This window comes from Campylobacter magnus (assembly GCF_028649595.1).
Lineage (GTDB): Bacteria > Campylobacterota > Campylobacteria > Campylobacterales > Campylobacteraceae > Campylobacter > Campylobacter magnus.
In genome coordinates this window covers 73,329-86,855 of record NZ_JAQSLK010000006.1, presented here as the reverse complement: position 1 = coordinate 86,855, position 13,527 = coordinate 73,329, and the positions used below count along the sequence as shown (strand labels likewise).

Here is a 13,527-nt window from a genome sequence, read left to right as displayed (position 1 = left end):
GCCTTACATAAAGTAGATTATCGGCACGATAGTTGGGTATTTTTTGATTTTTCTAAATACATGCTTGCGAACTAGCGTGCGGATTGCGTTTTCCATGCCTTTGTGATCGTCAAAGAGCTCGTCTTTTGCTGTGGTTAAAAACTGCTGTGTTATGTCCTCAAGGTCTTTTGTGATGTGTTTTTGGGCTAGGCCGTGGCTGATAACGCGGTTTTTGATTAGTTTGTGCTCGCCTCTATCGATTTGTGCCATGATTACGATCACACCGGCTTCGCTTAGTTGTTGGCGGTCGATTACTACATCATCGCTGATTTGCTTGCCGATTTGATTGTCTATAAAGGTCTTGCCAGTTTTTACTGTGCGAGCGCGTTTTAAGTAACGCTCAGTAAGCTCCATTTGATCGCCATCATTCATTAGATATATATTTCGCTCATCTACGCCACAGGCTACGCCGTATTCTTTGTGGCGCATGATGTGATTATACTCGCCGTGAACTGGCAAGAAAAACTTAGGCTTGATTAAGCTTAGCATTAGCTTTTGCTCTTCTGCGGCTGCGTGACCGCTAACATGAATTTCGCTAAAGTCTTGATACGCTACGCTTGCGCCGTTTTTTAGCAAGTAGTTTAGCACTCTTGATACGCTTGCTTCGTTGCCTGGGATTGCTTTTGCACTGATTATTATTTGATCTGTGGGCTTAATCTTTATATACTTATGCTCATCAGTTGCCATGCGGTATAGTGCGCTCATGGTCTCACCCTGAGAGCCTGTGGTTACGATTAGCACTTCATTATCAGGGTATTTTGCCACCTCATTTGCATCTATAAAAATATCTTTTTTAAGCTCAATGTAGCCAAGCTCAATAGCAGTCCAAAGGTTTCTCTCCATACTTCTGCCGATCACACAAACCTTGCGTCCGTGCTTAACTCCACGCTCTATTGCTTGATAAACCCTGTGGATATTTGAGCTAAAAGTACTCATGATCACACGACCTTTGGCTTTATCAAATAAAGCATCAAAGGTCTTTCCTACGCTGCTTTCGCTTTTAGTTACGCCTTCTCTCCAAGAGTTTGTGCTATCGCTCATTAGCAGCAGCACTCCATCTTCGCCATACGCTGCTAGGCGGTGAAGGTCTGTTGGGTAGCCATCGATTGGCGTGCTATCGATTTTAAAATCACCGGTGTGAATAATCGTGCCAGCTGGGGTCATAATAGCAAGCGCTGAGGCGTCGATTACTGAGTGAGTTATGTGGATAAACTCTACTTCAAACTCGCCTATTTCATAGATCTGCCTTTTTTTTACTGGGCGGAAGTAGCTGCGGTGGCTTTTTAGTCCGTGCTCTTCAAATTTATTGCTGATCATGCCAAGTGGCAAAGGCGTAGCGTAGATTGGAAACTGGAATTCTTTGAAAAAATAAGGCATTGCGCCGATGTGATCTTCGTGTGCGTGAGTGATGATGACAGCACGGACTTTGTCTTTGATCTTGCGAATATAGCTAAAATCAGGCACCAAAATATCTACGCCTGGCATGCTCTCATCTGGAAAGCTCATACCCACATCTACGATAATTGCGTCATTTTCTGTCTCAAAAACAGTCATATTTGCGCCTATTTCGCCAAGACCACCAAGTGGAGTGATCCAGACTTTTTTGCTAGCATCATTTGCGTTTTTTAGTGGATGAAGGCGTTCTTCGTGGATGGCTTTATTCGCTTTGATTGATTCTTGCATAGCCTTTTGCCAGTCTTCGTTGCCACTTAGTTTTATTGTTTGATTTTTCTTTCTATTTTTTGAGCGGCGGTTTTTGCTCTCAGCTTTGGCTGGATTTTGCTCGGTATTTTGGGTGCTTAGAGCAGTATTCCCAGCGTTTTGGTTGTTTTGTCCTGCTTGGACTTTGTTGTCCCTTGCGTTTTTAGCTGCGGCTTTTGCTTTTGCGGCTGCGTTTTGACGCTCTAAGTTTCTGCGGTGGTTTTTAAACTTTTTTTTCTGCTCTCCGCCTAGTGGTGCCTCCCCGTCAAAGTCACTAGGGCCAAAAAAGCTATCTACTACATTATTTGCAGCGTTTGAGTTTGGGTTTTGGTTATTGTCGTTTTGCATCTCTTACCTCATCAAATATTTTTAAAAATAAGGCAAGATTTAACTCATGGGCTCTAATGCTCTCTTTTATGCCAAGTTGCTCAAAAATGCGTAAAATACGCTCTTTTTGCGCTATGGCTAGCAGGTTTTTTGCTAGGGTTTTGCGTGGGGCAGCAAAGCAGCTTTTTAAAAAACTCTCAAAGCCTGTTATATCGCAGTTTGGCTCTTTGTCTTTAACTAGCTTTATAACCGAGCTAGTAACCTTTGGCGCAGGCTCAAAGCACTCTGGCTCCACATCAAAAAGCAGTTCGCACTCTCCATAAAGGCAAGAGAGCAAGCTAAGTGAGTTTTGCTCTGCGTCTTTAGCACAAAACTTCTGCGCGACCTCACGCTGGATCATTACTACAAAGCCAGAGCAATTTTTATCTCTCAAGGCTTTTAAAATGATATTTGTCGCCACATAATAAGGCAAATTCGCTGCCAAAAAATAAGGCTGTTTTGAAAGCTCTCCCCAAGCCTTTAAAGCATCTGCGTTTATCAATTGCATTTTGCCTTCTAGTTCGTGGCTAAAACGACTTTTTAAATGCTCTATTAGATCAGAGTCAATCTCAAAACAAACTAACTGCTCGCATTTTGCTAGCAGACCATGAGTTAAATCACCTAAGCCAGGCCCGATTTCTACAATTTTTTTGCTATCGGGAATCGATTGGATGATTTTGTTTTTTATGCTCTCATTTTTTAAAAAGTTTTGTCCAAAGTGCTTTTTTGCCTTGATTTGCATAGGCGCAATTATAAAGATATTGCTTAAATAATGCGTAAATATTTCTGGGGAATTCTAGAATTCTTTGATCAACATATAGGGAATTCTAGAATTCTCTGATTAAAATCTAGGGAATTCTAGATTATTCCTTGGCTTTTTGTAGTTCTTCTAAGAATTTACTAAGATCAAAAGCTTTGGATTTTTGTTCATATTTATCCCAATATTCATCAAAGTTTTGGGTGGTTAGTATTCCTTTTTTTTGCGCTATCCAATCAAGCATTTTTGAGTTTATATCTTTGCTGTAATGCCCCAAATCAACATAATTAGCAATGTCATCTGTAAAGCCCATATCATCAAAACCATAGACTTTTAGATTGGGTAGATTTTGATCTAATAAATATTTTAAAAAATATTTTTGTAGTCTTGCGCCTGCAGGGTTTGTTTGAAAAGCAATGGCAGATTTTACCACAGAATATGCTGCGACAATCATTATAAACTCGGTATCTTGATGGTTTTTTATTGGCTCTATTACATCTTTATCAAAAAGTTCTTTAATTAGCGCAAGGTCTTTTGGATTTAGCTCGTCTTTGCTGATTTGTTTGTTTTTGATTTTTTCTACTGCACTTTTAGTTTCATTTAGGTTGTAGTCGTTTTTTACAAAGTTTTTAATACCACCTAGCAAATGCTCGCTCTCAGCAAAAAACGATGCTGGTCTATCAAAATCTCTATTTTCGCAAGACACTTCTTTGCCACTAATAAGCTTAAAAAATGTGCTAAAAATATACGCAAGAGTTTCTTTGTTTGTATAAACACTATAGTCATTTAGCATTTCTTTATCATACAAAACTCCCCAGTGCTTCATAGCCAAATAGCTAAAAGTGTGTAAAAACGGAATGATTTCAATATCAAAAGTAGTAAGAACTTGTTTGATATTTTTGTTTTTTTCAAGTGCGTAATCTAAAATAAATCTGCGTTCATTAAAGTGCGAACCTCGAATAGAAATGTTTATAAAACTTCCACCAAGCTTTTTGGCTGCTTCTTTTGCGCTAGTATTTTCTAGCATAGATGAGCCAAAAATCAAGCTATCGTAGTCACTGCGCTCTAAAAACCGCTTAGCGTTGTAACGCATATTTTTATATTCATATACTTGATTTGGGCAATAAAAAGGTTTATGCCACAGTACAAATGGATCTATATACCAAATAATAAAACCAAATATAATAGTTGGAATAAAGGCAATAAAGAAAAAAATAAAAACTAAAGTTCTAAATTTTTTTTGCATTTATATCCTCTTTCTTATCTTTTTTGTTTGATTGAACAAGGAATTTTTCATAAAAATCTTTTAAATTAAATTCTCTTGATTTATTTTCAAACTCACTCCAATATTGCTCAAAGTTTTCTTCTTCTAGTAAGCCTATATCGTTTTTTACAAAACCAAGTATATCAGAGCTTATTTTTGGTGAAAAATGTATCAAATCATAGTAATTTGCCACATCGCTAACAAAGTCCATATCATCAAAACCATAAATTTTAACATTGCTTGGTTTTTGTTTTATTAAATAAAACAGTGATGATTTTTGCGTATTTTCAAAGTTCTTGTAAACTTGAAAATAAATGGCATTTTGAGCAATAAAATAAGGTGGAATTATCAAAATAAACTGGGTATCTGGATATTTTCTAAAAACATCAAGTAAATTTTTATCTAAATACTCTTTGTTAAAATCATAGTCTAGGTAGCTAAATTCTTCTTTAGATATCTTCTCGGTAGCGTCTTTTAGTGTATTGTTTATATTTAATACTTGCACTATATTTATGCTAGCCCATTTTTCAAAACTACCAAGTCTATTAGAGATACTTTCGTTATATATCCATGTAGTAGGGGTATCTTTATTTATTTTTGTATTTTCGCAACTAAAGTTAAAAATATGCTTTAAGTGTTTGTTTTGTAAATATATTTTTAGGGCATCAAATATAGTAAAATTATAGGTAGAAATAACTTCTTTATTTAAGGAAATAAAGTTATTTTCAGCCAATGGCTTGCTTCCTTGATCTAGAGACATTATTACTGTATTGATTTTTTTATTTTTAGAAATATAGTCTAAAATAGTAATTTTTTCGTTTGTTAAAGTTCCCCAAATAGACACATTTAAAAATTTTCCACCAAAAACTTTATTAGCCTCTTTTGCTGAAGTGTTTGATAGCAATGAAGTTCCAAGTATTATAGAATCATAGTCTTCATTATCTATTAAATTTTTTACTACAAAATTCACATTATCATAACTTGTATCTTTGCACATAAAGGGCTTGTGAATTAATTTTAGTGGGTCTACATACCAAATAGTAGCAAAACAAGTAAAGCTTATAAGCAAAATTACTAAAACAAAACTAAATGTTAAAATTTTACATTTCTTTTGCATCTATTGCCTTTTGAGCCTCTACACCTACGGCAAAATCATGATAAAAATTTAAAAAATTATAGTTCATTGCAGCTTCATCATATTTTTGCCACCATTTATCAAGGTTGCTTAGATTTAACTCTCCTTCTTTTTTTGACAACATTTGCAGGATTTTTGAGTTAATTTCAGGCGAGTAATGCCCTAAATCCATATAATTTCCTACATCATATGTAAAATCTAGATAATCATAAGCATATAGTTTAATATTTGAAAGTTTTTGATTTAAAACATATCTTATCAGCTCTTTTTGTAATGCAGAATACCCATCTGCGCTAAATCGTAAAATAGAATTATAAGCCATAAAATAAGGCGGAATAACTAAAACAAACTCTGTATTTGGGTAATCTTTAGCAAATTTAAGCACATTGTTATCAAGGTCTTTTTGATATTTTTCTAAGTAATAAGTATTTAGTAAATTTTGCGGCTGATAGCCATTTAATGCCATAATTGCTGCAGCACTTAACATTTGCATAGTTGTTTGCATATCTTTATCTTTATAAGTTTTAATCCAATTTTCAAGCCCACCAAATCTTTGTTTAGTCCTATCACCCCACTCAAGCATCCAAGAACTTGGCATATCCATATTTGCATCTTCTTCGCATTTAAAACTAAATATTTTACTGATAAATTTAATATTCATGTATACTTTAAAAATATTTGAATTATCAGTGTATAAAAAATCAAAGCGATTTGCTAAAACTTTATTATCTAGTTTTACATCGACAGGCACTAAGCCACCTCTATCTAAGCTAATTATAATTTTTTTTATAGACTTTTTTTTAAGAGCGTAGTTCATTAATATCGCTCTTTGCTCCAAGCTTGAGCCCCAAATAGAGATATTTATAAACTTGCCGCCTAGCAACTCTCCAGCTTCTTTTGCGCTAGTGTTTGCTAGCATTGAAGTGCCTAAAATTATAGAGTCATAATCACCACTTTTTATAAACCACCTAGCATTATAGCGCATATCATCATATATTTGATTTTTGCACATAAATGGCTGGTGAAATAGTCTAAAAGGATCTACATACCAAACCACAGCGCAAAAAGCAAAAAAGATGACAATAAAAACTCCAAAAAAACTAAAAATTAGAATTCTAGACTTTTTTTGCATCTTCTAGCCTAAAAATTAAAGTAAATAAACTCAGAATATTTGCTTACACTCATAAAGAACACACCTAAGATAAATAGCACACAAAATGCGATAGTGTAATAAATATTCTCTTTGTTTTTGACAATTTGACTAGAAGTCTTGCCAGCAAGCGTGATAATAAACGACGCTGCTAAGAAGTATAAAAATATATGAATACCATCATGCAATGCTTCTGCGCGAAATGCTGAGCGCAAAAATTTATATTGTTCATAGTTGATGCCGTTTAATCCAAGCATACCTTTAATTACCTTTAAAGCATCATCTACGCTATTTGCCCTAAAAAACACCCAAGCAAAGTTTACAAAGTTAAAGGTAATAAACCATGCTAGAATTTTAGGAAGCTTTAAGCCTACACTTTGCCAAAGTCTGTGGATAACAAGCGCAATGCCATGCAAGGCTCCCCATATCACAAAGGTCCAGCCAGCACCATGCCAAATGCCACCTATTAAAAAGGTGATAAATAGATTTGAACAGGTAAAAAATAGATTTGAAAATCTAGAATTCCCTGCTCTTGAGCCTCCAAGTGGGATATATACATAATCACGCAAAAATCGTCCTAGCGTAATATGCCATCTGCGCCAAAAGTCTTGAATATCAAGGCTTTTATAAGGGCTATTAAAGTTTATAGGCAGTTTTATATTAAAAAGTAGCGCAGCACCTATTGCCATATCACAATATCCACTAAAATCAAAATAAAGCTGAAAGGTATAAGCAAGGCTTGTAGTCCAGCCAGTAATAAGCTCTAAGCTAGGCATATTATCAAAGCCGTGTTTTACCCAAATAGCAAAGGTATCAGCAATAACTACTTTTTTAAATAATCCAATGCTAAAAATAAAAAGCCCCATTAAAATATTTGCGTAGTTTATAAGGCGATTTTTTAGTCTTGCAAACTGAGGCATCATCTCAGCGTGGTGGACGATAGGACCTGCTATAAGCTGAGGAAAAAAGCTAACAAATAAAGCGTAGGTTAAAAAATCATATTCTTTGGTCTCTCTGCGGTAGCTATCTACAAGATAGGCAATTTGCTGGAAGGTAAAAAAGCTAATAGCAAGCGGTAGGGCAAGCTTTAAAAGCTCTATTTGCGTGCCAAAAACAAAATTAAAGTTTTCTAGGAAAAAATCAGTATATTTAAAATATCCAAGCAAGGCTACATTAAAAATAATTCCAAAAATAAGCACAGCTTTGCGGCTGCCTTGAAGCTTAGCAGCTTTGGTGCTAAGCTGTTTGCCAAGAGCGAAGTTTATTAGCATAGAACTTAGAATTAGTGGCAAATACAATACATTCCACCACGAGTAAAAAAACAAAGATGCAAAAACCAAAAAAGCCTTAGCTAGTTCAGTCATACGCTTTTTGTTTAGAAAAAAATACACAAAAAAAGTAAGTGGCAAAAAGGCAAAAATAAAAATATAAGAGTTAAATAGCAAAACTTGTCCTTAAAAAAATACTAAAAGTGGGCAATTATAGCAAAAAAATTACTTTTTTACTATGAATTTACCTTAAAATTAAAATATTTTCTCTCCGTCTATAAATAAAGATTTTGCCTCTTTTGTGTGTAAAATCAAATCCAAAGCTAGGCGGGATGTTTTACTCCCAGCTGGCAGGGAAAAGCAAGCAATATCAGCATTTTTGCCCACTTTTATCTCTCCACTATCAAAGCCTAGTGCCTTAGCAGCGTTTTTTGTAGCCATTAAAAGCAAAGTGCGAGCAAGAGTGTCTAAATCATTATCTTTGTGAATCATAATGCCAGCTCTCATCTCATCCCAAATGCTAAGGCTAAGATTTGAGCTAAGTCCATCTGTGCCAAGAGCGATATTTGCGTATTTTGCGGCTGTTTTGATATCCAAAGTCCCAGAGCTTAAAAAGCGGTTTGAGCGAGGGCAATGAGCGATATGCCTTAGATTTTTAAATTCACTTTTAGCATGAACGCAGTGAATAAAAAGCGTTTTGTCGCTATCAAACATGCTAATAAACTCAGCAAGGCTATAAAATGGCTTTATAGCTGGATTTATGAGGCTTAAGCTCTCTTTAAGCTCATTTTGCTTGCCGGCTAAATACTCAATTTCATCCTTACTCTCAGCCAAATGCGCTGAGAGTAGCAAATTCTCTTTTTTGGCGAATTCTAGGGCTTTTTTGGCTAGCTTTGGGTGCGTAGAGTAGGGCGAGTGGATAGCAAGTGCTGGGCAAAAACGCTCGTTTTTTAGCGTAGATGCGCTTTTAAAACGCTCTAAAAATGCGCTCCAAGCCTGTTCTAAAAAAGCCTCATTTGTACCAAGAATTTCACAATAAAAGCGTGAGCGAAGCGGACTTTTAGCTAATATCTTAGCCTCAAGCCCAAAGCTAGAATACTCGCCTATACCGCAAACTCCGCTTTTTAAAAGCTTTTTTATCTCTTTGTTTAGGATTTTTTGGTTTAGGGCTTTGCTTATGCCGCCACGATTTTCAAACACGCTTTTAAGCCAGTTTGAAAAGCCACGAAAGTCTAAATGCGCTTTGTTTGCGCTGTATTCTAAATGCGTGTGAGCATTAAAAAGAGCAGGTATAGCAATAGGCGCAGAAAAAACCTGCGCAGAATCTAGAATTCCTAGGCTTTTTAGCTCATCATTTGGCAAGATTTTTTCAATTTTTTTATCAAAGATAATTGCGTGATTTTCAAGCACTTTAAAGCTCTCATCACAGCACAAAATATACTTACATTTTAAAATTTTCACAAAAAAGCCTTAAAAATTTTTGCTAATTATAGTAAAAAAAGAGATAAAATTCGCTAAAATATGCACTTTATTTAAAGGAGCAAAAATGAAAATTCGTGTAATTCAAGGCCCAAATATTAACCTTTTAGGCCTAAGAGATCCGGCGATGTATGGTGTGATGACAATGGAGCAAATCCATGAAAATATGAAGCTTGTTTGCGACCAAGCTGGCATTGAAATAGAGTTTTTTCAAAGCAATTATGAAGGTGAAATCGTAGATAAAATCCAAGAGTGTGTTGAGGGCGTTGATGGTATTATCATAAATCCTGCTGCTTATACTCATACTTCTATTGCTATTGCTGATGCGCTTGCAGCTGTGCATTTGCCGACAGTTGAGGTGCATATTAGCAATATCCACGCAAGAGAGGATTATAGAGCAAAGAGCATGACAGCAGCAGCTGCAACTGGCGTGATAGCTGGCTTTGGTCCTATGGGATATCATATCGCGCTACTTTCTATGATACAAGTTTTTGAACAAATCAAAGCCGCACGCGCTGCTGCCGAGAAAAAATAGGATAAAAATGAGTTTTATCTTAAAAGATGAAAATGCTGTATTCTACGAGTGCGGATACAGCTGTGATAATGAAATATTCATCTCTCATGCTGAAAAAAACTTTTTTATCACAGATGCAAGGTATGGCATAGAAGCAAATGAAATCATAAAAAACGCTGAGATTATCATCTCAAATGATATAAACCAAAGCGCAAAAGAGTTAATCAAAAAGCTTGGAATTTCACGCTTAGAGCTAAATCCGCATGATTTTAGCTTAGCTGATTTTAAAAGTCTCTCTAATGAGCTTGGTGATATATTTGATTTTAAGCCAAACTTCTCGCAAATTAAGCGTATGATAAAAAGCAAGGATGAAATTGAGATTTTAAAAACAGCTGCTAAGCACGGTGCTGATGGCTTTAAGAGAGTTTGTGAGTTTGTAAAATCTAGCCTAGATAAAGGCGTGAGCGAATGCGAGCTAAACTACGAAGTGGCAAATATTTTAAAAAATAAAGGCGAGTTTGGACTTAGCTTTGAGCCTATAACTGCTCTAAATGCAAACGCTGCTAAGGCTCATGCGCTGCCAACTAAAAATACCTTAAAAAATGGAGATTTGCTACTTTTTGATGCTGGGATCAAATATCGCAGATACTGCTCAGATCGCACTAGAACCTTTGAAGTAGGGACAGTCTCGCAAGTTAGCAAAGAACAAAACTTTAAAAATTCTAAGCGTGATGAGATCTATCACATAGTTTTAGAAGCGCAGCAAATGGCAATAAAAGCGGTGCGAGCAGGTGTGAGAGCCTGCGATATTGACAAGGCTGCAAGGGATGTTATCACAAAAGCTGGATATGCAGAGGCGTTTTTTCACAGCACTGGGCATGGCGTGGGGCTTGATATACACGAGCTTCCTAGAATTAGCCCAAAAAGCGAAGAGATTATAAAGCCTGGCATGGTATTTAGCATTGAGCCTGGGATTTATTTACAAGGTGAGTTTGGCGTAAGAATAGAAGATGTAGTAGTCGCCACTGAAAATGGCTGTGAGATACTTTGATTTTAGGGAATTCTAGATTTAAACTTAGCTAGGAATTCTAGAATTCTCTAGATTTTAGGGAATTCTAGATTAAGGCTTAACTAGGAATTCTAGAATTCCTTTGATAAGCTGGATGGTTCTTAAAAAATGTATTGTAGTGGATTTAAAAAAATAATAAAATCAGCATTTTTTCCACGAAAATTTGCTAGGAATTCTAAAAAACTAAGAAAAATTCGCTACACTTACATTTTAGGAATCGGTGGCAATATAGCTAATGAAAAAGAAGTAAAATCTCGCTTTGAAAGACTGATTGTAAAACTAGCCAAAGACAGGCGTTTTAAGCTAGTAAAAAGCTCGCCGATTATCAAAAACAAAGCCTTTGGCTATGAAAATCAAGCTGATTTTCTAAATGCTGTGCTTGAGATAAAAAGTTCGCTTTATGCCACAGAGACGCTAAAAATAATGCTAAATTATGAAAAAATTTTTGGCAGAAAAAGAAGCTTTAAAAACGCACCTAGAACGCTAGATATAGATATAATCGATTTTAGCGCAAAAATCCGTCAAAGCGAGCGTCTAAGGCTGCCACATCCAAAAGCCTGCCAGAGACTAAGCGTGATTTTGCCACTAGCTATGATGTAGGAGAAGATATGATAAAAAGATATTCATTTACAGGCTCATCCACAGCAGATGCGCTCTTAAAAGCAAAAGCCGAACTAGGCGATGATTTTGCCATTGAAGTAACAAAGCAAATCAGAGCCAAGACCTTAAATCAAGATCCTTTGTTTGAAGTGGTAGTTTGCGTAGAAGAAGAGCAAAACCCGCTTAGCGAGCTAAATAAAATAGAACAAGTAAATGATATCAAACGCCAAATAGAGGCCTACACAAATCTAGGCAAAAACCGCCAAACCAGCCAAAGCACTCCAAAAGCTACTCCAAAAGAGCAGTGGCAAGATGAAGATGTAAGCATGAGTATCTCGCGCGTGGCAAATGAGATAAAAAATCTAGCTAGCGCAAATGATAGCGAGCCAAGCCCGCTTAATATCCAGCCTGATTACAGCGCAAAAATGCGTGATATGGAAAAAAAGCTTGATAAGCTAAATGACAAGCTCTCACTAATAGCAGATGCTGTCTGGGAGGATAAAAAAGAAGCCAGAGGCGAGATAGTAATACCACCTGAGTTTGCTACAATCTACAAAAAAGCAGCTAGTTCTGGTATGAAAAGCGAGCATTTAAAGGCTATTATGGAAGCTACCATTGCTAATATGCCTAGTTCTATGAAAAATAATCCTAGTGCTATTGAGAGATATTTTTATTTTTTACTAGAAAAAATGCTGCCTAGCAAAAAAATCATGCTAAGCCAAAAAAAGCAAAAAATCATTATGTTAATAGGCCCGACAGGTGTCGGTAAGACTACTACTTTAAGCAAACTTGCTTATAAATACGCTTATGATGGAGAAATTCAGTATAAAACCGGCGTAATCACGCTAGATAGCTACCGCATAGGTGCGGTTGAACAGCTAGCACAATATGCGCAGGTGATGAAAATGCGCATGGTAGAAGCAATTAACATTGAAGAGTTTAAAAGTGCGATTAAGGCTTTTAGTGGCTATGATGTGATTTTGGTTGATACCCTTGGTTCTAGTCAGTATGATACAGAAAAACTCACTTTGTTAAATGAGTTTATTTCTAGCGTGGATGCTGATATAGAGGTAAATCTAGTGCTAAGTGCGAATACAAAAATAGAAGATTTGCTAGAAATTTATGATAATTTTTCTTTTACAAATATCAGCTCACTAATTATTACAAAGCTTGATGAAACTAGAATTTTTGGCAATATTTTCTCGCTAGTGTATGAAACTGGCGTGCCTGTTAGCTATTTTTGTTTAGGACAAAATGTGCCTGATGATATTATGGAGGCTAATAGCAATTTTTTGGTAAAATGTGTATTGGAGGGATTTGATGGATCAAGCAAGTAAATTAAGAGATTTGATGAGTAAAACAACTAAGCCACACAAAGGCACTCACACAGTAGCAGTAACAAGCGGTAAAGGCGGCGTGGGCAAAAGCACGCTTAGCGCAAACCTAGCAAATATCCTAGCCCTAAATGGATATAAAGTAGCGCTATTTGATGCTGATATAGGGCTAGCAAATCTAGATGTGATACTAAATGTCCGTGCTGAGCAAAACCTGCTAAATGTGATGCGTGGCGAGTGCGAGTTTAGCGATATAGTAATAAATGTAAAAGAAAATTTATTTTTAGTGCCAGGCGAGAGTGGGGCTGATATTTTTAAGTTTAATGATAAGTTTTTGTTTGATAAGTTTATGAACGATGCTAGCGTGCTTGAGGGCATTGATTATCTCATCATTGACACTGGTGCTGGGATTGGACCTGCTACGCAGACTTTTTTAGATGCTAGCGATGAGGTTATACTAGTAACAACCCCAGACCCTGCTGCGATAACTGATGCTTATGCTGTCATAAAAGCAAGTTGCGCGCATAGAAAAAGAGTTTTTATGCTACCAAATAATGTAAAAAGCGCACAAGAAGCAGAACGAATTTTTAGCACCATTGCTGGCGTTGTGCGCAGAAATGTAGGCGATGTAGGGCTTGAGATGCTAGGTTACGTGCCAAATGATAAGGTAGTAATGCGCTCAATCAAATCACGAACGCTTTTTAGCGATGATGCACCAAATACCGAGCCTAGCGTGTGTTTAAAGGATGCTGCTAGCAAGCTGCTTTACGCAGTGGAACAAAAAATGCTTGATACTTCAAAAGAAAAAAGTTTTGCCGGATTTTTCAAGCGTTTGGCTGAGAAATTCTAAA

12 protein-coding genes are annotated in these 13,527 nt (G+C 36.3%); 5 read left to right on the top strand and 7 right to left on the bottom strand.

What is annotated here, in order from left to right; translation table 11 throughout:
- Positions 1-3 precede the first annotated feature (3 nt).
- From PTQ34_RS07610 to mqnF, 7 genes are all read right to left on the bottom strand, one after another.
- Entirely contained in the window at positions 4-2,088 is a 2,085-nt protein-coding gene (locus PTQ34_RS07610; protein WP_273932972.1) for a ribonuclease J, read from the bottom strand.
- The gene (gene rsmA, locus PTQ34_RS07605; protein WP_273932970.1) at positions 2,072-2,848 is read right to left on the bottom strand and encodes a 16S rRNA (adenine(1518)-N(6)/adenine(1519)-N(6))-dimethyltransferase RsmA; all 777 of its coding nucleotides are present in this window, start codon (positions 2,846-2,848) and stop codon (positions 2,072-2,074) included. The genes PTQ34_RS07610 and rsmA overlap by 17 nt, the downstream gene beginning before the upstream one ends.
- A gap of 121 nt (positions 2,849-2,969) precedes the next feature.
- Positions 2,970-4,109, bottom strand: coding sequence for a hypothetical protein (locus tag PTQ34_RS07600; protein ID WP_273932968.1), 1,140 nt, complete (start codon positions 4,107-4,109; stop codon positions 2,970-2,972).
- The gene (locus tag PTQ34_RS07595; protein WP_273932966.1) at positions 4,093-5,244 is read right to left on the bottom strand and encodes a hypothetical protein; all 1,152 of its coding nucleotides are present in this window, start codon (positions 5,242-5,244) and stop codon (positions 4,093-4,095) included. Before PTQ34_RS07595 ends, PTQ34_RS07600 begins: the two co-directional genes overlap by 17 nt.
- Complete coding sequence (locus PTQ34_RS07590) at positions 5,228-6,394, bottom strand: hypothetical protein (protein ID WP_273932964.1); 1,167 nt, start codon at positions 6,392-6,394, stop codon at positions 5,228-5,230. The genes PTQ34_RS07595 and PTQ34_RS07590 overlap by 17 nt, the downstream gene beginning before the upstream one ends.
- Before the next feature lie 8 nt (positions 6,395-6,402).
- Complete coding sequence (locus PTQ34_RS07585; RefSeq protein WP_273930074.1) at positions 6,403-7,857, bottom strand: MBOAT family O-acyltransferase; 1,455 nt, start codon at positions 7,855-7,857, stop codon at positions 6,403-6,405.
- A 78-nt stretch (positions 7,858-7,935) separates the two neighbouring features.
- Positions 7,936-9,141: an aminofutalosine deaminase family hydrolase gene (gene mqnF, locus PTQ34_RS07580; protein ID WP_273932963.1), complete on the bottom strand. Its 1,206-nt coding sequence runs from the start codon at positions 9,139-9,141 to the stop codon at positions 7,936-7,938.
- 85 nt (positions 9,142-9,226) lie between these two features.
- Here mqnF and aroQ point away from each other — a divergent pair, with 85 nt between their 5' ends.
- The 5 genes from aroQ to PTQ34_RS07555 all read left to right on the top strand — a co-directional run bounded on the left by aroQ (position 9,227) and on the right by PTQ34_RS07555 (position 13,526).
- Positions 9,227-9,694 (top strand): type II 3-dehydroquinate dehydratase, encoded by a 468-nt coding sequence (gene aroQ / locus PTQ34_RS07575; protein WP_273930072.1) that lies wholly within the window; start codon positions 9,227-9,229, stop codon positions 9,692-9,694.
- A 7-nt stretch (positions 9,695-9,701) separates the two neighbouring features.
- A complete protein-coding gene (locus PTQ34_RS07570) occupies positions 9,702-10,724 on the top strand; it encodes an aminopeptidase P family protein (protein WP_273932962.1) in 1,023 nt (340 codons plus the stop codon).
- 126 nt (positions 10,725-10,850) lie between these two features.
- Positions 10,851-11,342, top strand: a complete 492-nt coding sequence (folK, locus tag PTQ34_RS07565; protein WP_273932960.1) for a 2-amino-4-hydroxy-6-hydroxymethyldihydropteridine diphosphokinase — start codon at positions 10,851-10,853, stop codon at positions 11,340-11,342.
- A gap of 8 nt (positions 11,343-11,350) precedes the next feature.
- Complete coding sequence (flhF, locus tag PTQ34_RS07560; protein WP_273932958.1) at positions 11,351-12,679, top strand: flagellar biosynthesis protein FlhF; 1,329 nt, start codon at positions 11,351-11,353, stop codon at positions 12,677-12,679.
- A complete protein-coding gene (locus PTQ34_RS07555; protein WP_273932956.1) occupies positions 12,663-13,526 on the top strand; it encodes a P-loop NTPase in 864 nt (287 codons plus the stop codon). Before flhF ends, PTQ34_RS07555 begins: the two co-directional genes overlap by 17 nt.
- The last annotated feature ends 1 nt before the right edge of the window (position 13,527 follow it).